Here is a 26,586-nt window from a genome sequence, read left to right as displayed (position 1 = left end):
CTTTTACCTCAGCTTCTTTAAATATCCTGCTTCTTCTGTATCTGTATTCCGAATTATTTTATTCAGATCTTCCATAAAATCTCCGATTGCCGTGGATTTCTGGAAGAAATTATTTGTGGTACAATAGACATTTCCATCCTGTACTGCCTGAAAATCTGCAAACAGTGCATTCTTCTGCTTCAATTCCTCCAGCGTACTGATTTCACCTTCAATTGTACTGTTATATATTAAGATATCGGCATTCTTTGCATCTGCATAGAAATCCTCCATCTGTATATTCATTGTGGAAAGTGCATTTTCTTCTTCGCCCGCCAGTTGTTCCGGCACATAGGTTCCACCGGAAAGAGCAATCATCTGCGCTACATAATCATTTGATTTCCGCACACTGATTGTTCCGTTTGCTGTCACACTGAAAAATGCTACTGTTACATTGCAGCTTTCTTTCTTCATAATCGGCTCTAATTTTTCTAATTCTGCTTCATAGAAAGAATCTGCTTCTTCCTCTTTATCAAATAATACTCCATATAAACGGATCCATTCCAGTCTGCCCAATGGGTGTGATTCATAGCTGGAACGCTCCACAAGTACAGGGATTCCAAGTTCTTCCAACTTTTCTTTTACTTCCGGGTTATGATAAATCATTGTATTTTCAATTGCCAGATTACAGCCTTCATCCAGAATCATTTCATAGTCCGGAGCACTGTATTTTCCTGCATATAAAATGTCTCCTTCCTCCATGGCTTCCCTGGCTTCTTCTACATACCAGCCATCTTCCTTCGTTCCGGAGAGCCGGATATCTGACATGGCATCAATCTGTCTTACCAAATCCATGACAGAAGTGGATACCAGATATGTTTTATCCAGCGGCTGCTGTAAAACCGTAACATCCTCCGGGATATTCTGCGGCACCACCACGCCCTCCGGAATAAGCAAAAAACGACCGTCATCCACGATCGTAATCATTTTGTACCCGTCATATTCATCGACACTATACTGTGTTGCATAATTTAATTCCATACTCCCAGTCTTGCTGAGAGAACTAAAATCTACGGTATCTGCTTTTTTCTCCTGCTTCTTTGTACCACAGGCACAAAGAGTCAGAAGAAGTATACAGATAACGCTCACTATCATAATTCGTTTTTTCTGCATTTTATTTTACCAGTTTAAAATTCAATGTATATTCAATTTCATGAGGTGTGCTCATTGCAACAGTATCACCCACTACTGCAATGTCACAGTCAAAGCCGGATACCGGAATCGTAAAGGTGGAATTTCCGCCCTTGTTCTCATTCAGATACTTTGTTCCATCTACTAACATGTAATCATAGTTTGGACTGCTCCACACAACGGTTGCAGTAATTTTTCCATCTTTTATCACAACCTTCGCCGGTGAATCCACCGTTGCTCTTCCGGTTCCGCCCCCTAAAGTTACTTCTGCCTCATAAGAGCCATCAGCTAATTTTTTTTTTCAGGATTAGAAACAGATACTTTGTGGTCGTACCATTTTCCCTTTGTTCCAATTAATGCAAGGTCAAAGTCTTCATCCACTGCAGGAACCGGAACATCAAAGCCGTATACTTCTTCGCTGGTTCCATCACTGTATTCTACCGTATCTGTAGTAGGATCAAGAAGCTTCGCACCATCTTTCTGTGCATCTGCTGCTGTTCCAACAAATAAATTTACAATGTTCTTAGATGGAAGTGTGATATGTGCTGTCATTTTTCCATCCTTTACCGTAAGTTCTGCCTTGCCTTCTTTTGCTTCATTTACGTGAAACATTGTGCTGTCTGTGTTGAAGTCTACGGTATAAGTTCCATCCTCTAAGGCTGCAGAGGAATTGGAACCACCTGCTGTTGCAAGTGGTTCTGCCTCTAAAGCAGCCTTTGTATGTGCTACATAAATATCCTGGACTGCTTTGATTCTTCCAAGACCTTCAATCTGTGTATCTACACTGTCAAATGCTTTGGATGCTTCAAACTGGCTCTTCCAGGAATCTTCATCATCTCCAGCCATATCGTTGTTTGCATGGTCTCCGGCAACAACCATTAACGGACGAAGAATTACTTTTTTGTATCCTGCTTCTTTTACCTTTTCAATAACAGCTTCACATGCGGTATCTTCCGGTTCACCTTCTACGGTTCCAACGAATGCATTCTTATAATTCAGTTTTTCTAACTGGGTCTGCATCTGGTCATAAGTTACATTTGCTGTATGGGAAGTGCCATGTCCCATAAATACAAATGCTGTTCCGTCTTCTGCTGCAGCATCCATGCTGTCATATCCAGCAAGTTTAACTGCTTCTGCTGTAATTGCTTCTGCAACGGCAGCCTTGTCTTCGTTGATTACAGTTGCATCACTTCCAACTTCACCTAACAGAGGTTCTGCGATACGGACTGTTTCAAATTTATCCTGATACTTCTCAATTGCTTCTACCAGTTCATCATATTCTGCACCATGCATTAAATGGGTCGGCTGTACCACAAGATTCTTAACGCCATTGTCTACCGCACGCTCTAATGCCTGATCCATGTTATCGATTTTTTCATCATCACGGGCCTGTATATGGTTAATAATAATCTGTGCTGTAAATGCTCTTCTTACAGACCAGTCAGGATTTGCTTCCTGTAATGCTTTTTCAATGCCGCCGATATCTGTTGCGCGGCTGTCATTAAAGGATGTACCAAAGCTTACTACCAAAAGCTCATTCTCTCCAATATCATCCTGATTTAAAGGATCATCCTTTGATGCATCTCCGGTATCTCTTCCAAAGTAATCCGGGTCTGCATTTTCTCCGGATACCAGTTCCTTCTGAGCATCTGTCAGTGCATCCCATGCTTCTTTTGCTGCCTTACACTGTGCATCTGTCTCATCAGTTCTTTCCTGCACATAAATTGCATCAATCAGTGCTGCTACCTCATCTGCTTTTGCCTGATCATCCTTTTCATCTTCTGTCGAAACAGCTTCTGTTGTTTCAGTTGTCCCTGTTGTTTTCTTATCACCACATCCCGCAAACATGGTTGCTGCCATAGTAAGTGTAAGAACTACAGTCAATGCTTTCTTTTTCATTTTTTTCTCCTTTTCTCATGTTCTGGTTTCATTTACACATGAAAAAACTCCGTTCCATATTGCTATGAACGAAGTAAATGACATACTAACTACAGGAAATACGCTTTACGGATTTCCCTTGTTATCAAACAGTACAGCCAATTACTCGTGACCCGGAATCTCTTCCCGTACCAGATAAACGGCAGGTTTCCTGACTCAAAGATTAACGCTCCGTAATCACCTTCCCAATGTCTGTGCATCAGTGGCGCTTTTAAAAGCCTGACTACGTTACTCCCTTCTTACAGTGACGAGTTCGTACAGGATTTACACCTGTTTCCCTTTTACCCTGCATATGAATGAATTTCATTGCAGGCACCGGTTATCTTTCTATGAAATCGCTACTATACTAACACACTTTTTATTTTTTCACAAGCCATAGTTCACCCAGCCTCAACAAACTTCACCCTTAAAAAGTTCTCTAGCCTTTCAGCCGGTGGGTCAGTACCTTCATAATGGCATCATAATGTTCTGCCTGATGGGGATACGTGCAGTTGGTACAAATCTTAAGTTTTCTGCCATTTGTCTCTTTGTACTCCGGTGTTCCCGGACAATGCTCCATTTCATACATCGGGCAGTAGCAGAACATACAGTTAATCTGCTCAATGTCCCTATGGCATGGATAATAAGCGCATGCACGATTCTCGAAAAAGCGGCTGCTGTTATGCACCGGCTCATCTTTGGTCTTTACAATCACGATGGTAAAATATCCGCTGTTTTCCGGTATGTTATCCACACCGGAAAAGACTTTTTCTTCCTCTTTTCCACAATCGGAAACACTATACACTTCTAACGGACGGATGGTGCTTTCCTTTTGCAGCATTTCTTTTAACTGCTTCAGCTTCCTTCCGGACTTCATATAGATTCTGGTGCCGGAAAATTGTCTCGATTCTTCTATCTCATAGGAACCGGGAATAATATGAATCTGCTCTTCCTTTTCTCCCAGCGAAATACCAAGTCTTGCTGCCACTGCACAAAAAGACGGTACCCCGCTGACCATTTCCGTATGGCCACCATGCTCTTCGATTTTCTGTGAAAGATAAGTATAGGTGGAATAAATTGCCGGATCCCCCAGCGTTAAAAAGGCAACCTTTTCTCCCCTTGCAAGATATGCTTCTATATTTTCGCATATCTTATCATGGGCTTCTTCTAACTTTTTCTCATCTCTGGTCATGGGAAAATTCCATGCCACAAGCTGATGCTTCCGTATGTCCGGCACCAGTTTTTCTACAATCTGAAAAGCATTACACTCTTCTATCGATTCGGACGGCACTACTATGGTATCGCAGCATTCTATCACCTGAACTGCTTTATGGGTCAAAAGCTCCGGCTCCCCCGGTCCTACTCCAATTCCATATAAAATTCCACTCTGTGCTTTTTCTTTCTGCATCTGTCTTCCTCTTACTTCAAATTATCTTTTTGCTTCAATTTCGATTGTTGATACAATCCTGCCTGCTGATAGAAATGCTCCACAAAAGAAGGGTTGGACGGATAATAAAGATGAGGAAATCCCCACCAGTGGTTTTCTCCTTCCCAGACACATTCCCACCTTCTGTTTCCGGTCGGTTTTTTTGCCACGCAGTCCGTTCCATTTTCCGTACTGTCAAAATAATGGAATTCGTGTCCCCGGATTCCTTCTTTTTCCGGCAGGAAACAGCTCTCTTTCTCGGTAAGCTCCACATAGCCAAAACGCACCAGTTTTCCCCGGTAATCTGCATCTGCATCAATTACGCCCGCCATGGAATATTGTCTGCCTTCCATATCCTTCAGTGATTTATGAAGATAAAGAAACCCGCCACATTCTGCCAGTGACGGAAGTCCGCCCCGGATGGCTTCCCGGATGTCTGTCTTCATGCTGTCATTTTCGGATAATTTCTTTGCAAAAAGTTCCGGATATCCCCCGCCTAACAGTAATCCGCTGATATGCTCCGGCAATTTCTTATCATGCAGGGGAGAAAACGGCATCAGCTCAAAGCCCCTTTTTGAAAGCAGTTTCAGGTTCTCCTGATAATAAAAACAAAATGCCTCATCTCTTGCGATGGCAAGGCGGAGTTTACTTTCATGGGTGTCATTTTCTTTGATATCTGCTCTCTGATATGTCACTTTGTTTTCATGACTATCAACTTTTGGGGATGCCGCATCCTTTTCTCCGGCTCCCCCAATTGCTAAAATCCGCTCTATCGATACCGTTTCTTTTAAGCTGTCTGCCCCGCGGCATACCTGTTCTTTTAAATCACGCTTTTCTTCCGGAAGTTTTAAGCCTAAGTGGCGGCTCTCCAGATGAAGCTCCTTCTGTTCGCTAAAACAGCCCAGCACTTCTATGGATAATTCGGTTTCGATTAACTCTTTTAATGACGCATAGAACATTTTACTGACCCGGTTTAGTATCACGCCCTTTATGATTCCGGCTTTGTCATAGGATAAAAGTCCCTGTATCAGTGGAAGTATCGTTCTTCCCATGCCATGTGCATCAATTACCAGAATCACCGGCAGAGAAATTGCTTTTGCCAGGTGATAGGTGGAACCTTCTTCTAAAATTCCGCCAAGTCCGTCATAAAGCCCCATGACACCCTCTACCACTGCAAATGCATCTTCCGGTGTCTCTTCCATAAATATCTCTTTTGTCTTTGCTTCGCCGGTAAAATAAGTATCCAGATTCCCACCCGGCACACCTAAAATCGTCCGGTGAAACATCGGGTCTATATAATCCGGTCCGCACTTAAATGTGCAGACATTGACTCCTGCTTCTTTCAAGGCTTCGATTAACGCACAGGTAATCAGTGTCTTTCCACTGCCGCTTTTCGGTGCTGCAAGAACTACTCCTTTACGCTTCTGCATCCGCTTCTCCTCCCTGCAAATCAAAGGAACATATCATAACCGGATTTTCTGCCTTTGGCATATAATAAGAACCAAGCTCATGATAACGGCTGACCTGCATCTGAATCATTTCAAAATTGCATACCGAAAACCGTTCTTTTACCTGTTTGAATTCTGCCACCGTCTCAAGACTTATAGCATTCATTACAACTCTTATTCCTCTCTTTTTTGCTGCCAGTACTTCTAAAATTTCCATCAGGTGTCCACCGCTTCCCCCGATAAAAACATGTGTCGGTTCCTCTAATCCATTGCATGCCTCCGGTGCCGTTCCCCGGATAATCTCCATATTTGCTACCTGAAACTTCTCTTTATTCTGTGCCAGAAGTGCTACCGCCTCTTCTTTCTTTTCAATGGCATAGACTTTGATTCCTTTGGATAAATGGGCTGCTTCCACAGCAATCGACCCCGTTCCGCTTCCAATATCATAAAGCACCGAATCTTTCTGAAGCCGCAGGCTGCAAAGGCTGACCTGACGCACTTCCCCTTTGGTCATTGGAACTTTCCCACGAATAAAGGCTTCATCCGGGATTCCCGGTGACAAAGTTGCCGGCTCTTCCTGCGTTTCCTGTTCCCTGCGCTTTCCCTGCTCCGCATATTCTTCATTCGCTTTCTGTTCTTCCTGCTCTATCATGACAACATACAATCCTTCCTGTTGTGTCTTCTTGCACGCTTCCGGTGTAAGCACCATCAGCTTCTGCTGCGGATAAGATAACTGGTACCCTACTGTAATTCTGCAAGCTTCTTTATCCGAAAAAAGTGCTCCTAATTTCCGGATGTCTTCTGCTCCGGATACCAAAAGAAACAGCCGCCCATTTTCATGTAGCCTGTGTATCACTTCTGCCTGCCAGCCATCCGTATCTGTTTTGCCATGTATACTGTAAATTCCGGCATTTTCCCAGCTTACGCCACAGGCTGCTGCCATCATCTGAATGGAAGAAATGCCCGGAATGCTTTGCAAGGTTCCATGAAGTATGCCCTTTTGCAGTGCTTCCTGCAGACAGATTCTTACCTTGCTCCAGCCACTATAAAAACCAATATCCCCGGAAAAAAGGATGACTACCTTCAGTTTTTCATGCACCGCATACTGTCTGCTCTTTTCCTTAAGCCATGGAAGGATTTTATCCGGCAGATAAAGTGCCTCTTTCTCAAGCTTCGGTGTCACTGCCTCTATCAGACGTTTCGCACCTAATACAAGGTCCGCTTCTGCCAATGCTTCCTTTAACCGGACGGTCATCATATCTGCATCCCCCGGTCCGATTCCTGCCAGCGTAATCATAAGCTCCGCCGGTCTTAAGGAAAGGTTTACTCCTGTTAATGTTTCGATTTTCTCACAGACTGCATCAAAGGAAAGTCCGTCTTCCTCTGCTGCCTCCCGACGAATGATCAAAAGCGGGATACGATTTTTTAAAGCTGCTTCTTTTTTCTCCAAAAAGCCTCCGGTAATGCCGCCCTGCTTTGTTACCATACATTTTATCCCATACTGATGAATCAGTGCATCATTCAATTCTTCGGAAAAAGGTCCCTGCAGTGCCAGAATCTGTTGTGGCAGAATTCCTTCTCTCCGGCAGATTTCAAGACTTTCCATCCCCGGCAGTACCCGGACGTAAAGACGTTTTTTTACTTCTTCGGATGCGGTATATGCAGAAAGTTCCTTGCTTCCTGTGGTAAGAAGAATGTTTCCCTTGATTTCCTTTAATGCTTCTGCGCAGGCTTCATTGCTGTCAAAGAAACGAAGTCCCGTTTCTTCTGACGCCTGGATGCTCCGTTTCAGCCGTAAGTAAGTGACCTCAAGTCCATCCGCTTTCATTCCGGCAACGCAGCTTTTTATGGTTCTGGTCACTTCCACCGCATAGGGATGAGTGGCATCGATTACAATGTCAAAGGATTCTTTCCTTAGAAATTCTGACATAGCTTCTTTGGAAAGGCGTCCTTCCTGAATCTTCACCTTCGGATGCGCCTTCATAACCAGCTTTCCATAATCGGTTGCCACCGATACGGTGTGGGCTATGCCTGCTGCCGCCATCAGCTCCGATAATTTTCTTCCTTCTGTTGTTCCTGAAAAAATGATGATCTTTTTCATTGCTCTATCTTATAGCCTCTTGGTGTGATTAATTTTCCATCCTGAATTCTGGTTCTGGAATTTCCGACAAAAACGGTAGTAAACATATTTACTGATTTACTCTGTAATTCTTCTAAAGTACAGGTAACTGTGCTTTCTCCGTCTCTTCCGATATTTTCCACATAACCGCATGCGCGCTCCGGTTCTATCTCCTGAAGCAGAATCTTACATGCTCTTTCCAAATAGTCTGCCCGCTTCCGGCTGGACGGATTATAAAGTGCAATAGCAAAATCTCCCCGTGCTGCCATAATCAGCCTCTTTTCAATTAACTCCCATGGTGTCATAAGGTCACTGAGACTGATAACACAGTAGTCATGATTTAATGGTGCTCCAAGAACCGCCGCACCGCTGTTGGCTGCGGTAATTCCCGGTATCACTTCCAGTGAGAGTGCCGGATATTCTTTTCCAATCTCATACATCAGTGATGCCATTCCATAGACACCGGCATCGCCGCTGCATACCATTGCCACGCTTTTGCCTTTTTCTGCTTCCTCAAAACACATTCTGCAGCGTTTTTCTTCCTGCCGCATCGGCGTGGAAAGAAATTCCTTGTCTTGAAAACGTTCTCCTAACAAATCAAGGTATACGGTATATCCGATGATTACGTCCACCTGTTCTAATACTTCGATGGCTCTGCCTGTCATCATCTCTTCATTTCCCGGTCCCATTCCAACAATCCATATTTTATTCTTCATATAAAGTCAGTCTCCAATCTTCTTTTGCTATTGCAAGTGTCATTCCGTTTTCCGCTCTTTTCTGAAGCACCAGCCTTCCATTATCCCGGCAGGCTGCCATGGCTGCCCGCTCGCAGACATTATCCACGCCCACCTGGCTTGCCACGAATGCCGATGTATCAAATGTCCCGGGCACCCGGCTTAAGGTCTCTGCGTCAAAGACAAGAAATGGAATGCCATGTTCTGCCGCAAGTTTTAGAATTGCCTTCTCATCCTTCTTTTTATCAATCGAAGCAATCGCCCGTATCTGTTTCCAGTCTACTCCGGCTTCCTTTAAACAGCTTTCTGCAAATGCCTTAAGTTCCTGTTCTTCTTTATTCCTTCTGCATCCGATTCCAAGAATATATTCTTTGGGGATTAAGGTCAATAATGGCTCCGGCTTCTGTCCATCCTCTGGTGTGCCGATTGCCACATCCACTTTGGCAGCATATTCCGAAGCGATTGTCATGGAAAGCTTCTTTTTTTCCAGCACCTTTGCAGAAACCTTCTTAATGCCTTCTTTTTTATCAATGGATAGGTCATGCTTTTTTGCAAATACATCTATGGCAAAGGCATTATTAATGTCGGTCGCTGTGGTAATTACCGGAACTGCTCCTAATAACTCTGCCAGTAAAAGTGCTATCTCATTGGCACCTCCTACATGCCCGGATAAAAGAGGAATGACATAATTGCCTGCCTCATCCAGTACCAGCACCGGACTGTCTGTCAGCTTGTCCTTAAGAAATGGGGCAATTGTCCGCACCGCAATTCCGCATGCTCCGATAAAAATGATTGCATTTCTTAGGGAAAACTGCTCCTTTGTCCATGCGTTCAGATTTTCCACCTGTTTTCTGCCATGATAAGTATGAATTTCACAGGGAAGCTGCTGCTCTTTGGAAAGTCTTTTTATCTTTTCGGCAAGCTCTGCTCCCTTTTCGGTAAAGCTGATGACACTCCATTTCAATGACTGCATTTTCTTTCCGCCTTCTTATGATTTTTTTGCTGCCCGGAATTCTGTGGAGAAATCTTCTGCATACAGTCTGGATTTGCTGTATCCGCTCTTGTTAATGACATCTCCAACGAGAACCAGTGCCGTTTTGGTAATTCCATGTTCTGCCGCTGTCTGTGCCAATGTTTCTACCGTGCAGATATATATTTCTTCCTCCGGCCAGCTTACCTTATAAGCCAGTGCCGCAGTGGTATCCTTTGAATAGCCACCCTTTATCAGTCGCTCAGATAACTTCTCCAACATTCCGGTGCTTAAATAGATTGCCATGGAACACTGATGGGCAGCAAATGCCTCAATGCTTTCTTTCTCCGGAACCGCCGTCCGTCCCTCCATTCTGGTAATGATAAGGGACTGGGAAATATCCGGCAGGGTATACTCCAGATTCATGGCTGCCGCTGCTCCAAAGCAGGCACTTACTCCCGGCGTAGAATCATAGGCTAGCTTTCTTGCATCCAGCTCCTGCATCTGCTCCTGCACCGCTCCATATATGCTTGGTTCTCCGGTATGCAGCCGCACCACATCTTTTCCTTCCTGCTCTGCCTCCACCATAACTGCAAGGACTTCTTCCAAGGTCATCACTGCACTGTTATATACCTGACAGTCTGCTTTGGCATAGTCTAAAAGCTTGGGATTTACCAGTGAACCGGCATAGATAATCACATCCGCTTTCTCCAAAAGATGCATTCCTCTTACGGTAATCAAATCCGGTGCTCCGCACCCTGCTCCAACAAAATGAATCATTCCTTTTCCTCCAACAGTTCTTTTAATAATGCCTCTGCTCCCGGCGTTACACCTAAAAGTCCGATATCATTACTATAAACCATACATTCTATTTCCAGTCCACCCCCGGCACGATGCTTAAGATGGTCTTCCATTTTTTCCATGACATATTCCATGGCAGGTTCTAAAAATCCGGCTTTTTTAATCCGGTCTACCGCATCCTCAGTACCAATGCAGTCTAATATTTCCCGAAGCAATGTCACTTCTGCGCCCGCCCGGATTGCTGCCGCCGCCAGAAGCTCCATCCGGCAGTCTGCCTCTCTGGAATGGGTGTTCATAATGCCGCCGGATACCTTTATCAGCTTTCCGATATGACCGGTTAAGAGCATTTTGGAAAATCCAAGTTCTTTTACCATGTCAATGGTCTGTCCGATAAAGTTGCTGCATTTTACACTGCGCTCCAAATCATAACCATAGGTCCGTTTCATAAATTCCAATCCGTAGTTGCCCGGTGATATGGCAACAATAGAATGACCTTCTGCCTGCTTCTGTTTCAATTCCACTGCTATGGTATCCAGCAATGCCTTATCACTCATAGGCTCCACAATCCCGCTGGTTCCAAGTATCGAGATTCCGCCCTTTATTCCAAGTCTCGGATTAAAAGTCTGCGCCGCAAGATGTTCTCCTTCCGGCACTGAAATTACGACTTTGATTCCGCCCTGAAAATCAAACAGATGGCAGACCTCTGATACTTCTTTTGCAATCATCTGCCGTGGTACCGTATTAATTGCGGCATTTCCTACCGGCTGGTCTAATCCCGGCCGCGTAACCCTGCCAACACCGATGCCGCCATCTATTTCTATCTGATTGTTATTTTCTTCACAAATGCTCACCGCTGCATAAATCCATGCCCCCGTTGTCACATCCGGGTCATCCCCGCCGTCCTTCTGTACCGCGCAGGAAACTTCTGTTTCCTGAATTTTGATATGCTCCACCGTTGCATGGTAGGGAATTCCCTTTGGTGTCTCAATGGTAATCTCTGTTTTTCTTCTTCCACTCAACAGCATATAGACTGCTGCCTTTGCTGCGGCTGCGGCACAGCTTCCGGAGGTAAACCCATATTGCATCTTTCTTCCCCCTGATTTTACTATCGTCTTAATTGATACAAAATTGCATTGCAGATAGCTGCGGCAACATTGCTCCCGCCCTTTCTGCCCCGGTTAATGATATAAGGTACTTCTGTTTCCATAATCAATTCTTTTGCCGGTACCACATTTACGAAGCCTACCGGAACTCCGATAATAAATGCCGGCTGGTAGCGTCCCTCCGTTATCATTTTATGAAGCTCGATTAACGCCGTCGGTGCATTTCCCACCGCAAAAATAACCGGTTTTTCAATGGCTGCGGCTTTCTCCATGCTGATGGTGGCTCTTGTTACCTGCCGCTCTCTGGCAAGCTGTGCTACATCCAAATCCGCCATAAAGCAATGGGCTTCTCCGCCAAATGATGCCAGTATTTTCTTATTGATTCCGGCAAGTGCCATGTTGGTATCCGTTACAATATCCGCCCCCTTAAGAATCAGTTCCTTTGCAATTTCTACTGCATGGTCAGAATAACACATTGTCTCTGCATAATCAAAATCTGCGCTGGTATGTATCACACGCTTGGTAACAGGCTCCTGCTCTTTAGGCAATACAATCTGACGCTTTTCTAATTCCCCTGAAATAATCTCAAAGCTGCGTTTTTCAATCTCTCCCGGCAATACAAATTCGATTGGATTCATTTTCCCATCACCTCTCTTAATGCGCTTATCAGCCGCTCATTCTCTGCCTGCCCTCTTACTGCAATTCGGTAATATCCTTTGGACAGACCTCTGTAATTTTCACAATTTCGAATCAAAATCTGTTTCTTTAAAAGCAACTCATATAATGGCAGCTCTGTGTAAAATAAAATATAATCTGCCCGGGAAGGATACACCCGGAAGCCTAAGGATATCAGCTCTTTTGTCAGAATACTCCGCTGCTCTTTGATGAGTTTTCTGCTTTCCCCGATAAATTCCGTTTCTTTTGCTGCAGCGCATCCTGCCATCTGAGCAAATACCGATAAGTTCCATTCCGGAAGCTGCCTTGCAATCTTCTGACAGACTTCCCTGTTCCGGCAGATAAGATAACCCAGCCGGACTCCCGGTATGGCAAAGGTCTTGGTAAATGCTCTCACCTGAATCAGATTCCCACATTTCATGCCAGCTTCCATTTCTTCATAAAGCTCTGCTTCTTCACAAAACGGCAGGAAGCATTCATCTACTACCACTATTATATTAAGCTCCTGACACCGCTTTAAAATCCCTTTTAAAATCTCCGGTGGAATTAACTGTCCGGTGGGATTATTGGGATTAGCAAGGTATATAAGCTCCGTTTCTTTATCTAATGCCGCGATAAAGTCCTCTCCCAGCACAAAATTATCCTGTTCCCGCAATGGAAAATAACTTACTTCACACACTTCCGTTCCGGCAGCCCACTCGTAACCATAAAAAGAAGGAACCGGAATCAGTATTTTCTTTGGTTTTAATGCATGAAGAATTGCAGGAAAAAGTTCAGAAGCTCCATTTCCGCACAATATCTCATCTGCCGATACCTTATCCATCTCAGCAATGGCTGCCTTCAGCTTCTCCTGCCTGATATCCGGATACCGGCTGCATAAAGGCACCGCTTCCCGAAGGGCTTCCTCTACGGATGCCGGCATCCCCAGCGGATTGATATTTACAGAATAATCTAACGATATGCAATTACGGTAGATGTCTCCTCCATGTACCATATTCCTGTTCCTTTCCTGAATTTTCATCCTTTCAATCATATAAAGAATAACAATCCCATCACCAAAAGGCAAATGCCTTCACATAAAAATGCAGTCGCATACAAAAGCCGGTTTGCTCTTCTGATGTCCTCGTATTCCACCGGACGCAATGCATCTCCGATAAACGGCTTTTTCACCAGTTTGCCAAAATACCAGGCATCTCCTGCAAGCTGTATGGACAGTGCTCCTGCACAAACTGCCTCTGTCTGGGCAGAGTTCGGGCTGGCATGATGATACCGGTCCCTTTTATAAATGTAATATGCATGCTTCCCGTCATATTCCTTTCCAAGGAAATACGTCCCTGCAATCATCAGGTATGCACTGATACGGGATGGGATATAATTGCAGATATCATCGAATTTTGCGGCAGCTCTGCCAAAATGAAGATAACGTTCATTCTTATATCCTACCATGGAATCCATTGTATTAACTGCCTTATAAAAAAAGCCCAGAACCGGTCCGCCAAGTGCGGTATATAGCATCGGTGCAATGACTCCATCCGAAGTATTTTCTGCCACCGTTTCAATGGCAGCCTTTGCCACTCCGGTTTCATCCAGCCGCCCGGTATCTCTGCCTACAATCATGGAAACAGCATGCCTTGCCGCTATAAGGTCATTCTCCTTTAAACAATTATATACCTTCATGCTTTCTACTTTCAGGCATTTTGCAGCAAGAATCTGATAGGTCATAATCATTTCCAAGATAACACCTGCCACCGGATGAATCCGGTACGCAAGAATCAGAAGAAGTGCGGTCACCATAAGAACTGTCAGCAAAACAAGCGCAACCATTCCAATGCCTGCTCTTACAAGGTATTTCTCACTGCACTCCTTTTTATTCATTCTTTTTTCCAATATCCCTATAAAATTTCCAATCACCCGGATGGGATGTGGCAGCCAGTATGGATCTCCCAAAAGAAGGTCCAGGCAAAATCCCAGTCCGAACGCAATCATGTGATAAATCATATTATAATCTCCTCAAGGGAATCTAATTTCCATTCTTCCCCGCAAAGTCTGAGCTTACAGCAGTAGCCGCCTCCATTTTTCACCTGATAATCAAAATAATTTCCGCCTGCAAGAATGTGAAGCAGTGCCATAATTGTGCCGCCGTGTACAACCGCTGTCACGTTCCGGGGCTGACTTTCTGTTATCGGATTTTCTGTCATTTGATTTTCTTCTATCAGTTTTTCAGGCTCCCGGAGTTCTGTTATTCGACTCTTTGATAACGGCATTGCAGCATCTGCGATTTCTCCGGTGATTTTTCCCTCTATGATTTTTGTTGCGGCATGAAGTCCCCTTTGGCAACGTTTTATATATTCCTGCTGGCTCTCGCCTTCCGGAAAAGGCAGTGTGCCATTGCTGTCAATCCATTTCTGATAATAGGAATCATTTTTCAAATCTTCGTAATTCTTTCCCTCATATGCACCAAAATTCATCTCCCGCCATTCTTCTATCGGATAAGCTTTCTTTCCCGGAAAAAGTATACCAGCACTCTCCTGACAGCGCAGCATCGGACTGATAAAAAGCAGCCATGGTTTTTTTAAAATATCTTTTTCTGCAAGAATCTCCAACTGCTTTCTGCCTTCCCCGGATAAAGCTTCTTCTGTTACACCCAAATACCGGTGTTCCCGATTTGACGGGGTCTTTCCATGACGGATAAGCGTTAAATTTATTTTAATCTCTGGCTGATTCCACATACAATGCGTTCTACCCTTTCTGCCTTCTCGGCAATCCGGATCTGTAGTCTTCCGGTCCGCTCCCTGTAATCCCGTTCCAGAGCATCCATCGGTACAATTCCGTTTCCAATCTCATCACAGATGAAAATAAGTCCCGGATATGTTTCCAGCAGTTTATCAGCCAACAGTTCCACATCTGTCTGCTGCTCAAGACATTTCCGAATCCACAAGTGTAGATGGTTGATGACCGGATTTTCAAATTCCTGCAGTTCTTTTATCATTCCATCCCAGTCTGCAGGAAGGTTTTCGCCCTCTATCACCTGACCTTTACATTCCGGGTGAAGCTTTAACACATATTCCTTTTTTCCCTGGTAACATCCGCCCAAAAATAATTCCATGATTTTTCCTTTCTAGCCTGCTATAAAACAAAGAATGTGCCTCGGCACATTCTCGCACCTGCGGCGGTCGCTTGCGGCATCTACCTTATACGCCGCAGTGCGCATACTCGCGGAGCGTTTTTTACTTTACAGGAAAGCAATTTCCTGTAAAGTGAAAAACAACTACCACTGCAACTGCCATGGCATTTTCGCATAATGACACAAAATATCCTGCGGTATCACCATTGATTCCGCCAAATTCCTTCCGGCTTTTCCAGCTATAATAACCATAACAGAGCAATGCCACAACTACTGCTGCAAGCCCTGCCCACAGGTTTACATAAATCATACATCCACTGTAGACAACTGCCTCTATGATGAGGACTGCCAGCACTCTTTTTTTCTGGGCGCTATCTGCAAAATAAGCAAGCATACCGTCTTTTTTTGCCGCCTTCAGGCTTACCACACCAATTCCGCTTAAGCTTCGTGATAACGCAAAGCCAATTCCCACTACAAGAATTGCAGACAATTCCGTAAGCTCCGCATATGCTGCTCCATAAATAAAATAATATAAAACCAGCATCAATACGGAAAATGCTCCAATATGCGGGTCCTTTAAAATTGCCAGCTTCTTCTCCTTATTCTGATAGGAATGAAATGCATCCATGGTATCCATAAATCCATCCATATGAAAGCCGCCGGTAACAAGCAGTGGAATTGCCACCGCTATCAGTGTTTTGCAAAGATGGCCTATCCCGGCTGTATTTCCCAAAAATAACCAGCCGGCTTCCAATGCACCAATGATAAGACCAATCAATGGGAAGAAGCAGAGGTGATACTGCATATCTTCTTCCTTCCAGTCAAACTGTGGCACCGGTATTTTTGAATATATGGAAAATGCAATGACGAATCCTTTTATAATTTTCATGTATTCCTCTTCTTTCTTAAATTCCATCCTTTTTTATGAAAATCGGAATCCCTGCTACTACTTCAACGACCTGCTCTGCCCGCTCTGCAATCTGCCGGTTTATATCTCCTAACAACCGGATATAATCCATTGTGGATGCGTCATAACGGATTCCGTCTTCAAATATCTGATTCGTGACAATAATCAGTATATCACAAGAATCCTGCAATGCTGTTACTCCACTTATAATTTCATGGGAAAGCTGCTTTATTTTCGCTTCATCCATCACAGCAGACAGATTTTCTTCTGAAAACATTTCGTTGGCAACGAGGTTCGACATACATTCCAGCAAAACTATTTTCCCGGCTGGCACTTTTTCTGCTGCCACTTTTCCTGCTGACACTTTTTCGGTTGCCACTTTCTTTGCTGCCTCTTTAAGTCTTCTCGGCTGCTCTATCGTAAGAAAGCCTTTTCCTGCCCGCATTTTCTGGTGACGCTCTACTTTTTTCTTTCCTTCTTCATCACACACCTGCATGGTGGCTACATAATAAAGGCTGCCGTTGCCTGCGGCTTTCACTGCCATTTGTTCTGCATATGCGGATTTTCCGCTGCCGCTTCCGCCGATTACCAATGTAATCATTCTTCATACCTCTTGTACTGTTCTATCTCAAAATTTGCAAAGGATGCTCCCTGCAAATACACGCCCAGTGCCACATCCAGCAGGGACATCATCATCACTGCACCGGTTCCCTCACCCAGTGCCATATCCGCATCCAGTACCGGATCTAAATGCAGCTTTTTCATAATCGCTGTCTCTGCCAGTTCCCGGCTCTTATGGGATGGTATCATATAATTTACGGCACCCTTGCAAAGAGTCTCTGCCAAAAGTGCCGCAACGGCACTGATGACGCCATCGATGACAACCGGTATCTGCTCGATTGCTGCTCCGATAAATACGCCTGTCAATCCGGCTATGTCCAGTCCACCTACAGTCTTTAATATGGTAAATGCATCCGCATCACGAAGGAAATATTTTTCTATCGCTTCTTCAATTACCCTGCATTTTCTTTTTAATGCTTCATCCGTTAATCCGGCGCCCTTGCCGGTCACCTGCTCTACCTCTAAGTCTAAAAGTGCTGCTGCAACGGCTGTACTTGTGGTTGTATTTCCGATTCCCATCTCTCCTGTGGCAAGTATCTCATACCCTTCTCTGTGGCATTGCTGCACCAGTTGTATTCCGGTTTCTATTGCCTTTAAAACTTCTTCTTCGGTCATTGCAGGTTCCTTGGCAAAGTTTTTCGTTCCCTTTGCAACTTTTCGTGGCAATACTCCGGGAATCACTTCATCTGTATCAATTCCAATGTCCACCGGAATTACATCCACGCCTGCCACTGCTGCCATCTTTCCTACAGAAGAATTATTTACTCCCATGGCTTTTGCCACTGCAAGCGTTACTTCTTTTCCACTCTGGCTGACCTGCTCTTCCACCACGCCATTGTCTGCACACATAACAAGAACTGCTTTTTTCTGAATGGATATTTTGGTCGTCTTCTCTATGGCTCCAATCTGTGCAATCAGATGTTCAAACTTTCCAAGCCCATCCAATGGTTTGGCGATTCCATCCAGCTTCTCTTTTACCCTGCGATACCAACTATCCTCCAAAGGCAAAATCTTTATGCTATCCAATTCTGCTTTTGTCATATTCTGCCTCCTGCAGCATTCCATAAACCGCTTCCATATCAAGATATTTCCGCAGTGTATCCGCCAGCAAATCGTACTGGCTCTCCTTATACTGCTGATAATTCATGCCCTGATTATCTTCATAATGCACTCCCTTTTTCTCCGCTAATGACCGGATAAAAGTGGATGCGATATCTCCTTCATCAAAAATACCATGGACATACGTTCCGTAGACATTTTCCTTCTGCACAACGACTGCATCCTGTATACAGGATTCCTCCTGTGCATGCGCATGAGCTTGAGACTGTGCCGGTATCTGCTCTGGCTCCTGGGTCTGTCCTGGCTCTTGGGTTTTCCCGGTATGTCCCATATGAATCTCGTAGCCTTTGTATTCTTTACCGGAAAGGGGCGCTAACATATCAGTAAGAGGGTCTATGGTTCCCATTACCTGACGGCGTACCTTTTCCCGGCTCATCACCGTCTTAAGCGGCAATAGTTCCATACCCCGTAAGCTGCCGCCTTCCTCTACCGAATAAGGGTCTTCGAGGCTTTCTCCTAACATCTGGTAACCGCCGCAGATTCCAATGACCGGAGTGTCTGCGGAGAGTTTCTTTATCATAGCTTCCATGCCATTTTCGCGCATCCATTTCAGGTCACCCATTGTATTCTTACTGCCCGGCAGAATAATGGCATCCGGATGATGGATTTCCTGCACCGAAGTCACATAGCGCACCGATACTCCCTCCATATGCTCGAAAACATCAAAATCCGTAAAATTAGATATTCTCGGATAACGGATAACTGCCAGGTCTATCAATGCCTCTTTCCGATGCTTGAATTTTCCTGTCAGGCTGTCTTCATCCTCAAGCTGTACCTTCATATAAGGCACCACTCCGCAGACCGGAATGCCGCCTTTTTCCTCTAACATCTGAATGCCCGGTTCCAATATGGATACGTCTCCGCGGAATTTGTTGATGATTAAACCTTTTACACGGGATTTTTCCTGCTCTTCTAAAAGCATCAGTGTTCCTAAAAGCTGTGCAAACACACCGCCCCGGTCAATATCTCCTGCCAGAAGAACCGGTGCATTTACCATCTCCGCCATGCCCATATTTACAATGTCATTTTCCTTGAGATTAATTTCTGCCGGACTTCCGGCTCCTTCTATTACAATAATATCCGCCTGCTCTTCCAGTTTGTGAAATGCCTTTAATATATCCGGGACAAGCTTTTTCTTATAGTTAAAATATTCCCGCGCCGGCATATTGCCAATGACCGTACCGTTGACAATCACCTGGGAGCCAATGTCATTGGTTGGCTTTAAAAGAATCGGGTTCATACAGACCTGCGGCTCGATTCCTGCTGCCTCTGCCTGCATAACCTGTGCCCGTCCCATTTCAAGTCCTTCTGTTGTAATATAGGAATTCAATGCCATATTCTGCGACTTAAAAGGTGCCACACGATAACCGTCCTGATGAAAGATGCGGCATAAGCCTGCTGTAATCAGGCTTTTTCCGGCATTCGACATTGTTCCCTGTATCATAATCACTTTTGCCATGTGATAAGTTCCTCGATTTCTTTTGTTTTCTATACTATCTTGCTTCCAGTCCCTGAAGCAGTACCACATAACACGCGAAGTCTCCGATTCGTTTTCGCTCTTCCCCTAACCAATCATCCCAGTCATTGCCCAGCTTATGCTCATACATATAAACGGACAGTTTGTTTTTCGCACTGATCACAAGATTATGACAGCGGGTGCGCTCCGCATCTGCCTGTCCTTTCTCTGCCAGCGATTTCTGGTTCCAGCCGTTTCTGATTCGCACATAGTCTACTGCACATTTCAAAAAACGGTCTATGAGTTCCCTGCAGGCTACATCCGCCTCCCCCTGCTCTGCAATCTGGTTCCAGATCTGCATGGCTTCTTCAAAGGGCAGTGACGTCTCCTGTTTTAAGTACTCTTTGTATGTTGTATACATTGGACATCCTCCGCATATTTTTATCTTAACAGATATATTGTATAACATTCCTTGTTTTTAGAAAAGATACTTTCCCTTTTGATTTATGATTCTGCTTTTCATATTCCGCTTCATCTATGCACGCTTACTCCAAAGGAATATATTAAGCATCTGTAACCTGCTACCGGCAGTTTTTATATTTATTTAGCTATTTATTTAGCTACTATTATGGAGATGTCCATTGACCATATAGCAAAATTTTTGTATAATTTTGTTATCAAACAGGGAGGTGTTTTTATGCCAACAATTAGATCAAGTGCTGATTTAAGGAATAATTACAATGAAATTTCTACATTTTGTCATAATTATCCTGAACCAGTTTTCATTACGAAGAATGGAAAAGGCGATCTTGTTGTTATGAGCATTGAAGCCTACGAAGAACTGACCAGTCGCTTTGAACTTTACAGTCAGATTAAGGAAGGAATGGACGATATTGCCACAGGCAATACCAGACTATTTTCCGAAGCTATGGCTGATATCAGGAGCCACCGCAGTCGATGAGCTATCAGGTTTATATCACTTCCACCGCAGAACACGATATTATGCGTGCTGCGGATTACATCGAATTTACCCTCAAAAATCCTGATGCTGCAGATAATCTGTTAGATGCTGCGACCGAGTGGATAGACTCATTAGCCGACCTGCCACAGAAGTTTCATCCGGCAGACGATCCAATACTGGCAAGCTGGGGCATTCGTTTTGTGAAAATTAATAATTACCTTGCCTTTTATACGATTGATGAAGAAAAACAGACTGTAATCATCGTCCGTTTTCTCTATCAGAAAAGTAACTGGACTTCCATTCTTCGACAGGGATTTTCCCTCGGTTAAGGAATCTGTTTTTATGCAGGTTTCTTTTATTTTTCCAATATATATCATGAACGAAATTTACTCATAATTAACATTCGCTGCTCATTATATTACCACTCCATTGCAGTGGTCGATCTCGTGCTGGATAATCTGCGCGGTAAAGCCGGAATATTTTCCATGTTGTGGTTTAAAATCACCATTCAGGTAATCCACCTCTATCTCCTGGTATCTTGTGCAGGCTTTGGCTCCATCCAGCGAAAGACAGCTTTCCTCTGTACTGTAGCCGCCTGACTTCTTCGTAATCACCGGATTCACCATTGCAAATTGAAATGGGCCTGCTGCAAAGCCTCCTTTGGCATTGCCGTCTGCCCTTTGCGGTTCCAGTATTGCGCTGCCTGTTCAAATTCTTCATCCTCTCCCAATTTTTTGTCTTTCAATATAATTCAAATAATTTCTCTCTTAAATTAAAGTTTAGCACGAAAAAAGAGGTGCCGCAACCGACACCTCTTGTGGGGTTTTATCCTATTTTCTACTATGGAATGTTATGAAATATAATGGGACAGGAACTCAAATAATTTCTGATTCGTTTCTTCATTCAGTTCTTCAGCCTGCAGATATTCCGGCAGTGGAATTCCCTGCTGGCATTCTCCGCAAATATCAATGCCAAGTATATTTCCGTTTTCCAGAAAATGTGAGAGCAATCGCTCCAGCATCGGAAGTGACATGTTCCCCTGGCTCCAGTTTGTCTCCGTATATTGTTTATCCAAGATGTCTTTGTCTATGGATATATAAACCGGCAGATTCTTTTTTATTTTGGAAATCTTATTTTTGTCTTCTCCGGCACGAATCTCTTCTGCAGAAAAAGTAAGGAGTTTTTCTGATATTTCTTTACGATTCATCAAGCCATCATTTTCCCGATAAAGCTGTTCTATATCCTTCGCCTGCGGTCCGATTAATATCAGCTGCTGTAACCATGGATTCGTCTCTAACACCTTTCCTGCCCAGTCTCCGCAGCTTGTCATGTGCTCAATCATCGGCTTTTGCATGTCCGTATGATGGTCAAATACAACAAGCTGGAATTCCTTTTGAATCTGGCTTGTCATAATTTCTGTCACATAATGATAATTTCCGGAATCCAGAAAATGGATTCCATGAATTCCATATGGCTTGATTTTTTCTCTGATTTTCTCTTCCGCCTGTCTGGAACAATACAAATCACACTCTTCAATTTCAGAGCAGTCCAGCCAGTGGATGCCGGTATTCTTTGGTATGTTTTCATCGCAATATACATGCGAAAAATCTAAAATCAGATGATTGGTTGTCATTGTTGTGCCTTTCTTAGTCTTGATGTTTTTCCAAAAATACCCTACCCAAAATATCTTTAATAGCATATTCTATCAACTATTTTCTTAAATTTTCTTAAATTTGATTATATTATTTTTTATCCTTGTGATAAATTCAATGCATTCTGCTATCTACCTTTTCTCCGCCACATATTCCAAAAATATTTTATCTTTAAATCCACCACCCATCTGCCTTAATTATTTCAGGTATTTTATCTCGTACTAGTTTATTGTATACTTTCATTATATCATCCCATCCATCAACATATTTATTTAACTACCTCTTTTGTTTTTAGTACAGTGGGCGAACTTATACTTCGTATAACATTGGAGATTTTTACTGTAAGCCAACGCGTCTGTGAACACACCTGCATAGCAAGTAGTTTATTTGTATAAAATACAGCAAAACTTGTTTATAACATATTACATAAACAAGTTCCTTAATATTCTCTCTGCTAATCTCTAAATAATCCTATACTCCTCCAACTGATTGTTATTTATTGTCATAATAATCAGTTCTTTTCTCATGTGTTTTGTTGTAATCCCCTCTCTTCAAAACGCCAAAAGCACCATAACCTTAATGGCTAAAGTGCTCCGAAATAAGCCCAGGGTATACTTCTGCTAAACTGTTGTTCATAGCCAAACCTCAACACTAATCTCCATAAATGGTCGCAAATCAATCACAATATCTCAAAGTTTATAAACCTAGACTTCTTCAAATCCTTAGTATCTTCTGCATAAATTTGCATCGTTGCTTTCGCATCCACATGTCCAAGAATATCTGATAATTTGTGCAGACAATCTGCACAAATCCTATTCTATTTCCTTTTCTTCATTATCCTGCTGCTGAAGATAAAACATTGCCTTTTGAGTTTCAATCTCCGCTTTCAGTTCTTCTTTTGTCGGCAGGTATAATTTGTACTTGGAAGCAAATAACTGTTCATTGCCGTGCATAACAGAATAACGGGCAATATCATCGTCTGTATCAGAGCAGAGAACAATACCAATTGTCGGGTTATCGCCCTCACTGCGTTTCAATTCATCATACATACGGATATACATATCCATCTGTCCTACATCTTGATGTGTTATCTTCTCTGTTTTCAGGTCGATGAGAACAAAGCATTTCAGTATATAATTGTAAAACACAAGGTCGATATAATAATCCTGCTTCTCCGTATGGATATGCTGCTGTCTTGCCACAAAAGCATATCCCTTTCCAAGCTCCATCAAAAATTTCTGCAAATTGGAAAGAATACTTTTCTCAAGGTCACTCTCTGTAAAATCTGTGTTCTGAGAAAATCCTAAGAACTCTGCAACTACCGGATTTTTGATAAACTCCAACTTATCATTTTGATACGGTGCTGTCAATTCCTTCATTTCACTTTCTACAAGCTCTTTTTTCTGAGTTTTAAGCATACGGTAGTAATACTGAGAAGAAATGTTCCTCTGCAAAGTACGGACACTCCAAGTCTGTTCTGTGGCTTCTTTCTCATACCAGTCACGAGCTTCAGGGTCTTTGACCTGTAATAAGGTTCTATAATGCGACCACGAAAGCAGAGCACCGGATTGTCTACACGCCGTGTCGACAATTTCAGGAAAGGTTTTATAAAACTTCAGGCAATGATATAAATTACTTCTATCATATCCTTTTCCATATCGCTGAGTCAGTTCTTTAGAAATTTTCTTTATTACCTCTAATCCATACTCCGAGCGTTCATCTCCACCTAGTTCTTCTTCTGCTATTCTGTAACCAATCAACCAATTTCTCTGTACGAGCAATGTATTGACAGCCTGATATGCAGCTTTTTGTGAAGACTCAATAATCCCACACATATCCTTTAAGATGTCATCGGTTTTAACAAAATTATCCATAAAACTATTTTCACCAATTTTTTCTAATTTATTCTCCATAGCTATTGCTCCTTTGGATTTCATTTTTTAATTATTCGCTTTCCTGCATATCCTCACTGGCTTTTGCAATCATTTGTCTGTACTGTTCTTTCACGCTTTCCGGTGCAAGTATCTGTACCTTACCATTGAAGCCAAATACCCACCCGAAAAAGGTAGAACTGGCTGATACTTCGGTCTGTACTCTGAAAGAAGTCATATCATACGCAAAGGTTGTCACATCTTCTCCGAAACGGTCAACCATTGTTTTCATCAGACTGTTATCACACCGTAAATCCACAAGAACTTTCTCTCCTGAGAACATAAAGAACACTTCTTTTATAAAATTTTCAATATCAAAATCAGCCGGCATAGGGATAATATTCTTATCCAATATTTCCGGCTTGGAAGCAATACGATCTACCCTGAAATTGATAACCTTGCTTTTCTTCTCAGAATATCCGATAACATAATAATTATCCCCATTCCAAAGAAGTTTGTTCGGACTCAGCTTATAAATCTCACCCTTATTCTTCAGAACTTTTTTCTTTAATCCGGTATAATCATAATATTGGAAAGAAATCTGCTTGCCTGCATTGATGGCATCATTTATAGCGTCGATGATATAATATATCTGTTCATTATCTTGTTTAATTCGATTAACCACATAGTTATTACGCTTCAACTTTTCCACCTGTCCCGAGCTGGTCATCGTATGTATTTTCTCAATCAACGCTTCGCTTTTCTTCTTTGTAATGAACTTCGATGACTCTACTGCGTCAATCAGCAATTTCAGTTCTGGCAATTCAAACTTGCGGCTAGCTACAAAGTATTTGCTCTGAGTAGAGTGGATAGTAACAATATCCATTCCAAACTCCTGAAGTGCCGCAATATCTTTTGTTATTGTTGTTCTATGTGCAGATATTCCATATTCATCATTTAATATATTGATTAACTGTGTTGTGGAAAGAGGATTTTCTTCATCAGTTCTTTCCAGTAAAATCTTTTGTAAATATAAAATTCTTGGCTTTGTTTCCATAGCCCGTCCTTTCTAAAATTCCCTCCGAAAAATCATTTTTTACCTCATAATTTATAAAACACAATTTGTATATATTTCAAATAATGCTAAAAGAAATAAATCTTCCATTGTTTCTATAATTTCTCCATCGTATCCTCCCGGAGAACCGTATGATTTATCAATGTTTTTATTTTTATTCCCATAGATTGCCACAAACTCTGCGATAACAGTAACCAACTGACACACTTCTATTCCTTTGCAACTTTCAAAATTATATTCCATCAACAACTGCTGAATTGGTGTTGCCTTTTTGTCATTGCTATTAAATGCATTAACCAAAACATCTGTAATATGATTTTGATACTCAAGCTCTTGATGTGGAATAGGTTTATCAGCATAGTCTTCTAAACTACAAGTAAAATACTTTCCTCCATCATAAAAAACATTTTTATCATCAGGGAAGTATTTATTTACCACACTTTTTATTGCTGCCAAACACTTTTCGTAAATATTGTACTCACTAACTCGCAAATCCAAATCACAATATTCCAAAATTCTATTTTGAACCTCTTTAGTACAACAGCAAAATTCCCTATACATCTCTCTGTTGTAATAAAACAAATCATTATACATCGCGGCTATTGCACATAATGGAATAAGCCCTCTATCCTTATAATATTTAGAAATAAATGAAACCGCTTGTGCTTTTACGCTTTCTTGATGACGCTGCTCATCGCGCTTGTCCTGCCTTTTTTCAAACCTCTCCATACGGTTGCTTTGTCTTATTTGCAGAACTGCAATAATAATCGTGACTATTAAAGCAACTCCCGCACAAATAATACTTATCCAATCCGAAATACTCATCATATATTTTCTCCTTCTACTGTAAACGATAATTTATCGTATATCATCATTATCTAATTCCTGCCTAATAGTTTTCAATGTCTGTTCCACTTCTCCTACATGAGTTGGATTAAGTCGTGCAAACTGTTCCTTGAAAACATTAATTAAGATATTCGTATCAGGGTCATATACTGTACCAGCCATATCTTCAGTTATTTTTCCAAAATAAGTATAACCAAGTCGTGTTAAATGAACCATTGCCGGCATTTGAACACGGGTAGCTTCATTAAACATATTTTTCTTGCTAATTGTTGCCATCTTCAGACCTCCTCATTCACTCGTCCAAAACAACCTCGCATATATCTCCGATATCACAATGGAACACCTGACATATATTCATCAATACCTCAAGAGATACCGGTTCGTTCTTATTTATTTTAGTTATTGCATATGATGTAATCTCTGCTGCCCGCATTAAATCTTGTCTTTTCATCTGATTATCAATCATAAGTTTTTGAAGCTTATTATAACATATTCTCATTCGTAACGCTCCTATATCTTATGCTCTTCCTTCATTGGTGAATTGGAAAATTAAATTCCAGTCCATTCACCCAAAAACTGGAACTTAGTATTGCA

27 protein-coding genes, 2 pseudogenes and 1 riboswitch are annotated in these 26,586 nt (G+C 42.5%); of the genes and pseudogenes, 2 read left to right on the top strand and 27 right to left on the bottom strand.

Going from position 1 to position 26,586, the window contains the following annotated elements:
* Window positions 1-3: 3 nt before the first annotated feature.
* The 20 genes and pseudogenes from DXB43_RS00145 to DXB43_RS00050 all read right to left on the bottom strand — a co-directional run bounded on the left by DXB43_RS00145 (window position 4) and on the right by DXB43_RS00050 (window position 20,008).
* Window positions 4-1,149: an ABC transporter substrate-binding protein gene (locus DXB43_RS00145; protein ID WP_022244139.1), complete on the bottom strand. Its 1,146-nt coding sequence runs from the start codon at window positions 1,147-1,149 to the stop codon at window positions 4-6.
* Window position 1,150: 1 nt separating this feature from the next.
* Entirely contained in the window at window positions 1,151-1,399 is a 249-nt protein-coding gene (locus DXB43_RS00140) for a hypothetical protein (protein WP_022244140.1), read from the bottom strand.
* 464 nt (window positions 1,400-1,863) lie between these two features.
* Window positions 1,864-3,066 (bottom strand): annotated as a pseudogene (locus DXB43_RS00135) (sirohydrochlorin cobaltochelatase); the annotation flags it as partial.
* Window positions 3,067-3,229: 163 nt separating this feature from the next.
* Window positions 3,230-3,440, bottom strand: a riboswitch (cobalamin riboswitch).
* An 83-nt stretch (window positions 3,441-3,523) separates the two neighbouring features.
* The gene (gene cobI / locus DXB43_RS00130; protein ID WP_118705007.1) at window positions 3,524-4,492 is read right to left on the bottom strand and encodes a precorrin-2 C(20)-methyltransferase; all 969 of its coding nucleotides are present in this window, start codon (window positions 4,490-4,492) and stop codon (window positions 3,524-3,526) included.
* An 11-nt stretch (window positions 4,493-4,503) separates the two neighbouring features.
* Window positions 4,504-5,940 carry a cobyrinate a,c-diamide synthase gene (locus DXB43_RS00125; protein ID WP_117945967.1) on the bottom strand — a complete coding sequence of 479 codons (1,437 nt, stop codon included), beginning with the start codon at window positions 5,938-5,940 and terminating at the stop codon, window positions 4,504-4,506.
* Window positions 5,927-8,059, bottom strand: coding sequence for a precorrin-6A reductase (gene cobK / locus DXB43_RS00120; RefSeq protein WP_117945965.1), 2,133 nt, complete (start codon window positions 8,057-8,059; stop codon window positions 5,927-5,929). The genes DXB43_RS00125 and cobK overlap by 14 nt, the downstream gene beginning before the upstream one ends.
* Window positions 8,056-8,793, bottom strand: a complete 738-nt coding sequence (cobJ, locus tag DXB43_RS00115; protein WP_117945962.1) for a precorrin-3B C(17)-methyltransferase — start codon at window positions 8,791-8,793, stop codon at window positions 8,056-8,058. Before cobJ ends, cobK begins: the two co-directional genes overlap by 4 nt.
* Window positions 8,783-9,784 carry a cobalt-precorrin 5A hydrolase gene (locus tag DXB43_RS00110; protein WP_243006613.1) on the bottom strand — a complete coding sequence of 334 codons (1,002 nt, stop codon included), beginning with the start codon at window positions 9,782-9,784 and terminating at the stop codon, window positions 8,783-8,785. Before DXB43_RS00110 ends, cobJ begins: the two co-directional genes overlap by 11 nt.
* Window positions 9,785-9,799: 15 nt before the next feature.
* Window positions 9,800-10,561, bottom strand: a complete 762-nt coding sequence (gene cobM, locus DXB43_RS00105) for a precorrin-4 C(11)-methyltransferase (protein WP_117945960.1) — start codon at window positions 10,559-10,561, stop codon at window positions 9,800-9,802.
* Window positions 10,558-11,667 carry a cobalt-precorrin-5B (C(1))-methyltransferase CbiD gene (gene cbiD, locus DXB43_RS00100; RefSeq protein ID WP_117945958.1) on the bottom strand — a complete coding sequence of 370 codons (1,110 nt, stop codon included), beginning with the start codon at window positions 11,665-11,667 and terminating at the stop codon, window positions 10,558-10,560. The genes cobM and cbiD overlap by 4 nt, the downstream gene beginning before the upstream one ends.
* A 20-nt stretch (window positions 11,668-11,687) precedes the next feature.
* A complete protein-coding gene (locus tag DXB43_RS00095) occupies window positions 11,688-12,323 on the bottom strand; it encodes a precorrin-8X methylmutase (protein ID WP_117945956.1) in 636 nt (211 codons plus the stop codon).
* The gene (locus DXB43_RS00090; protein ID WP_117946525.1) at window positions 12,320-13,354 is read right to left on the bottom strand and encodes a pyridoxal phosphate-dependent aminotransferase; all 1,035 of its coding nucleotides are present in this window, start codon (window positions 13,352-13,354) and stop codon (window positions 12,320-12,322) included. The genes DXB43_RS00095 and DXB43_RS00090 overlap by 4 nt, the downstream gene beginning before the upstream one ends.
* Before the next feature lie 35 nt (window positions 13,355-13,389).
* On the bottom strand, window positions 13,390-14,358 hold the full coding sequence (gene cbiB / locus DXB43_RS00085; protein ID WP_117841929.1) for an adenosylcobinamide-phosphate synthase CbiB: 969 nt from the start codon (window positions 14,356-14,358) through the stop codon (window positions 13,390-13,392).
* Window positions 14,355-15,089: a histidine phosphatase family protein gene (locus tag DXB43_RS00080; RefSeq protein WP_117945954.1), complete on the bottom strand. Its 735-nt coding sequence runs from the start codon at window positions 15,087-15,089 to the stop codon at window positions 14,355-14,357. Before DXB43_RS00080 ends, cbiB begins: the two co-directional genes overlap by 4 nt.
* Window positions 15,062-15,466: a bifunctional adenosylcobinamide kinase/adenosylcobinamide-phosphate guanylyltransferase gene (locus tag DXB43_RS00075; protein ID WP_022244153.1), complete on the bottom strand. Its 405-nt coding sequence runs from the start codon at window positions 15,464-15,466 to the stop codon at window positions 15,062-15,064. The genes DXB43_RS00080 and DXB43_RS00075 overlap by 28 nt, the downstream gene beginning before the upstream one ends.
* Before the next feature lie 121 nt (window positions 15,467-15,587).
* On the bottom strand, window positions 15,588-16,373 hold the full coding sequence (locus tag DXB43_RS00070) for an adenosylcobinamide-GDP ribazoletransferase (protein WP_117946523.1): 786 nt from the start codon (window positions 16,371-16,373) through the stop codon (window positions 15,588-15,590).
* Between the two features lie 16 nt (window positions 16,374-16,389).
* The gene (locus tag DXB43_RS00065) at window positions 16,390-16,992 is read right to left on the bottom strand and encodes a bifunctional adenosylcobinamide kinase/adenosylcobinamide-phosphate guanylyltransferase (RefSeq protein WP_117945951.1); all 603 of its coding nucleotides are present in this window, start codon (window positions 16,990-16,992) and stop codon (window positions 16,390-16,392) included.
* Window positions 16,989-18,053 (bottom strand): nicotinate-nucleotide--dimethylbenzimidazole phosphoribosyltransferase, encoded by a 1,065-nt coding sequence (gene cobT / locus DXB43_RS00060; protein WP_243006612.1) that lies wholly within the window; start codon window positions 18,051-18,053, stop codon window positions 16,989-16,991. Before cobT ends, DXB43_RS00065 begins: the two co-directional genes overlap by 4 nt.
* Window positions 18,031-19,590: a cobyric acid synthase gene (locus DXB43_RS00055; RefSeq protein WP_117945945.1), complete on the bottom strand. Its 1,560-nt coding sequence runs from the start codon at window positions 19,588-19,590 to the stop codon at window positions 18,031-18,033. The genes cobT and DXB43_RS00055 overlap by 23 nt, the downstream gene beginning before the upstream one ends.
* 34 nt (window positions 19,591-19,624) lie before the next feature.
* Entirely contained in the window at window positions 19,625-20,008 is a 384-nt protein-coding gene (locus DXB43_RS00050; RefSeq protein WP_117945943.1) for a hypothetical protein, read from the bottom strand.
* A 276-nt stretch (window positions 20,009-20,284) separates the two neighbouring features.
* On the opposite strand from DXB43_RS00050, the gene DXB43_RS00045 reads away from it, so the two are divergent.
* Window positions 20,285-20,548, top strand: coding sequence for a type II toxin-antitoxin system Phd/YefM family antitoxin (locus DXB43_RS00045; RefSeq protein ID WP_117945940.1), 264 nt, complete (start codon window positions 20,285-20,287; stop codon window positions 20,546-20,548).
* Window positions 20,545-20,877: a type II toxin-antitoxin system RelE/ParE family toxin gene (locus DXB43_RS00040; RefSeq protein WP_117945938.1), complete on the top strand. Its 333-nt coding sequence runs from the start codon at window positions 20,545-20,547 to the stop codon at window positions 20,875-20,877. The genes DXB43_RS00045 and DXB43_RS00040 overlap by 4 nt, the downstream gene beginning before the upstream one ends.
* Before the next feature lie 84 nt (window positions 20,878-20,961).
* Here the strand turns inward: DXB43_RS00040 and DXB43_RS00035 are convergent.
* The 7 genes and pseudogenes from DXB43_RS00035 to DXB43_RS00005 all read right to left on the bottom strand — a co-directional run.
* Window positions 20,962-21,198: pseudogene (locus DXB43_RS00035) on the bottom strand (peptide deformylase); the annotation flags it as partial.
* Between the two features lie 200 nt (window positions 21,199-21,398).
* Complete coding sequence (locus tag DXB43_RS00030) at window positions 21,399-22,181, bottom strand: arginase family protein (protein WP_117945933.1); 783 nt, start codon at window positions 22,179-22,181, stop codon at window positions 21,399-21,401.
* A gap of 831 nt (window positions 22,182-23,012) precedes the next feature.
* Window positions 23,013-24,113: a PDDEXK nuclease domain-containing protein gene (locus DXB43_RS00025; protein WP_243006611.1), complete on the bottom strand. Its 1,101-nt coding sequence runs from the start codon at window positions 24,111-24,113 to the stop codon at window positions 23,013-23,015.
* 31 nt (window positions 24,114-24,144) lie between these two features.
* Entirely contained in the window at window positions 24,145-25,128 is a 984-nt protein-coding gene (locus DXB43_RS00020) for a helix-turn-helix transcriptional regulator (RefSeq protein ID WP_117945927.1), read from the bottom strand.
* Window positions 25,129-25,179: 51 nt separating this feature from the next.
* Window positions 25,180-25,974 (bottom strand): hypothetical protein, encoded by a 795-nt coding sequence (locus tag DXB43_RS00015; RefSeq protein ID WP_117945925.1) that lies wholly within the window; start codon window positions 25,972-25,974, stop codon window positions 25,180-25,182.
* A 30-nt stretch (window positions 25,975-26,004) separates the two neighbouring features.
* On the bottom strand, window positions 26,005-26,268 hold the full coding sequence (locus DXB43_RS00010) for a type I restriction endonuclease (protein WP_117945923.1): 264 nt from the start codon (window positions 26,266-26,268) through the stop codon (window positions 26,005-26,007).
* A 16-nt stretch (window positions 26,269-26,284) separates the two neighbouring features.
* The gene (locus DXB43_RS00005) at window positions 26,285-26,491 is read right to left on the bottom strand and encodes a helix-turn-helix domain-containing protein (protein WP_117841911.1); all 207 of its coding nucleotides are present in this window, start codon (window positions 26,489-26,491) and stop codon (window positions 26,285-26,287) included.
* Between the last annotated feature and the right edge of the window lie 95 nt (window positions 26,492-26,586).

Origin of the sequence: Roseburia sp. OM04-10BH (assembly GCF_003462605.1) — a bacterium.
GTDB classification, from domain to species: domain Bacteria; phylum Bacillota; class Clostridia; order Lachnospirales; family Lachnospiraceae; genus Roseburia_C; species Roseburia_C amylophila.
Note: the sequence above shows the minus strand (reverse complement) of the source record. Positions and strands in the feature narration are given on the sequence as shown.

Coding starts and splice junctions, on each gene's coding strand:
- DXB43_RS00145 (WP_022244139.1), bottom strand. CDS start 1,149: ATGCAGAAAAAACGAATTATGATAGTGAGCGTTATCTGTATACTTCTT.
- cobI (WP_118705007.1), bottom strand. CDS start 4,492: ATGCAGAAAGAAAAAGCACAGAGTGGAATTTTATATGGAATTGGAGTA.
- DXB43_RS00125 (WP_117945967.1), bottom strand. CDS start 5,940: ATGCAGAAGCGTAAAGGAGTAGTTCTTGCAGCACCGAAAAGCGGCAGT.
- cobK (WP_117945965.1), bottom strand. CDS start 8,059: ATGAAAAAGATCATCATTTTTTCAGGAACAACAGAAGGAAGAAAATTA.
- cobJ (WP_117945962.1), bottom strand. CDS start 8,793: ATGAAGAATAAAATATGGATTGTTGGAATGGGACCGGGAAATGAAGAG.
- DXB43_RS00110 (WP_243006613.1), bottom strand. CDS start 9,784: ATGCAGTCATTGAAATGGAGTGTCATCAGCTTTACCGAAAAGGGAGCA.
- cobM (WP_117945960.1), bottom strand. CDS start 10,561: ATGATTCATTTTGTTGGAGCAGGGTGCGGAGCACCGGATTTGATTACC.
- cbiD (WP_117945958.1), bottom strand. CDS start 11,667: ATGCAATATGGGTTTACCTCCGGAAGCTGTGCCGCAGCCGCAGCAAAG.
- DXB43_RS00095 (WP_117945956.1), bottom strand. CDS start 12,323: ATGAATCCAATCGAATTTGTATTGCCGGGAGAGATTGAAAAACGCAGC.
- DXB43_RS00090 (WP_117946525.1), bottom strand. CDS start 13,354: ATGGTACATGGAGGAGACATCTACCGTAATTGCATATCGTTAGATTAT.
- cbiB (WP_117841929.1), bottom strand. CDS start 14,358: ATGATTTATCACATGATTGCGTTCGGACTGGGATTTTGCCTGGACCTT.
- DXB43_RS00080 (WP_117945954.1), bottom strand. CDS start 15,089: ATGTGGAATCAGCCAGAGATTAAAATAAATTTAACGCTTATCCGTCAT.
- DXB43_RS00075 (WP_022244153.1), bottom strand. CDS start 15,466: ATGGAATTATTTTTGGGCGGATGTTACCAGGGAAAAAAGGAATATGTG.
- DXB43_RS00070 (WP_117946523.1), bottom strand. CDS start 16,373: ATGAAAATTATAAAAGGATTCGTCATTGCATTTTCCATATATTCAAAA.
- DXB43_RS00065 (WP_117945951.1), bottom strand. CDS start 16,992: ATGATTACATTGGTAATCGGCGGAAGCGGCAGCGGAAAATCCGCATAT.
- cobT (WP_243006612.1), bottom strand. CDS start 18,053: ATGACAAAAGCAGAATTGGATAGCATAAAGATTTTGCCTTTGGAGGAT.
- DXB43_RS00055 (WP_117945945.1), bottom strand. CDS start 19,590: ATGGCAAAAGTGATTATGATACAGGGAACAATGTCGAATGCCGGAAAA.
- DXB43_RS00050 (WP_117945943.1), bottom strand. CDS start 20,008: ATGTATACAACATACAAAGAGTACTTAAAACAGGAGACGTCACTGCCC.
- DXB43_RS00045 (WP_117945940.1), top strand. CDS start 20,285: ATGCCAACAATTAGATCAAGTGCTGATTTAAGGAATAATTACAATGAA.
- DXB43_RS00040 (WP_117945938.1), top strand. CDS start 20,545: ATGAGCTATCAGGTTTATATCACTTCCACCGCAGAACACGATATTATG.
- DXB43_RS00030 (WP_117945933.1), bottom strand. CDS start 22,181: ATGACAACCAATCATCTGATTTTAGATTTTTCGCATGTATATTGCGAT.
- DXB43_RS00025 (WP_243006611.1), bottom strand. CDS start 24,113: ATGGAGAATAAATTAGAAAAAATTGGTGAAAATAGTTTTATGGATAAT.
- DXB43_RS00020 (WP_117945927.1), bottom strand. CDS start 25,128: ATGGAAACAAAGCCAAGAATTTTATATTTACAAAAGATTTTACTGGAA.
- DXB43_RS00015 (WP_117945925.1), bottom strand. CDS start 25,974: ATGATGAGTATTTCGGATTGGATAAGTATTATTTGTGCGGGAGTTGCT.
- DXB43_RS00010 (WP_117945923.1), bottom strand. CDS start 26,268: ATGGCAACAATTAGCAAGAAAAATATGTTTAATGAAGCTACCCGTGTT.
- DXB43_RS00005 (WP_117841911.1), bottom strand. CDS start 26,491: ATGAGAATATGTTATAATAAGCTTCAAAAACTTATGATTGATAATCAG.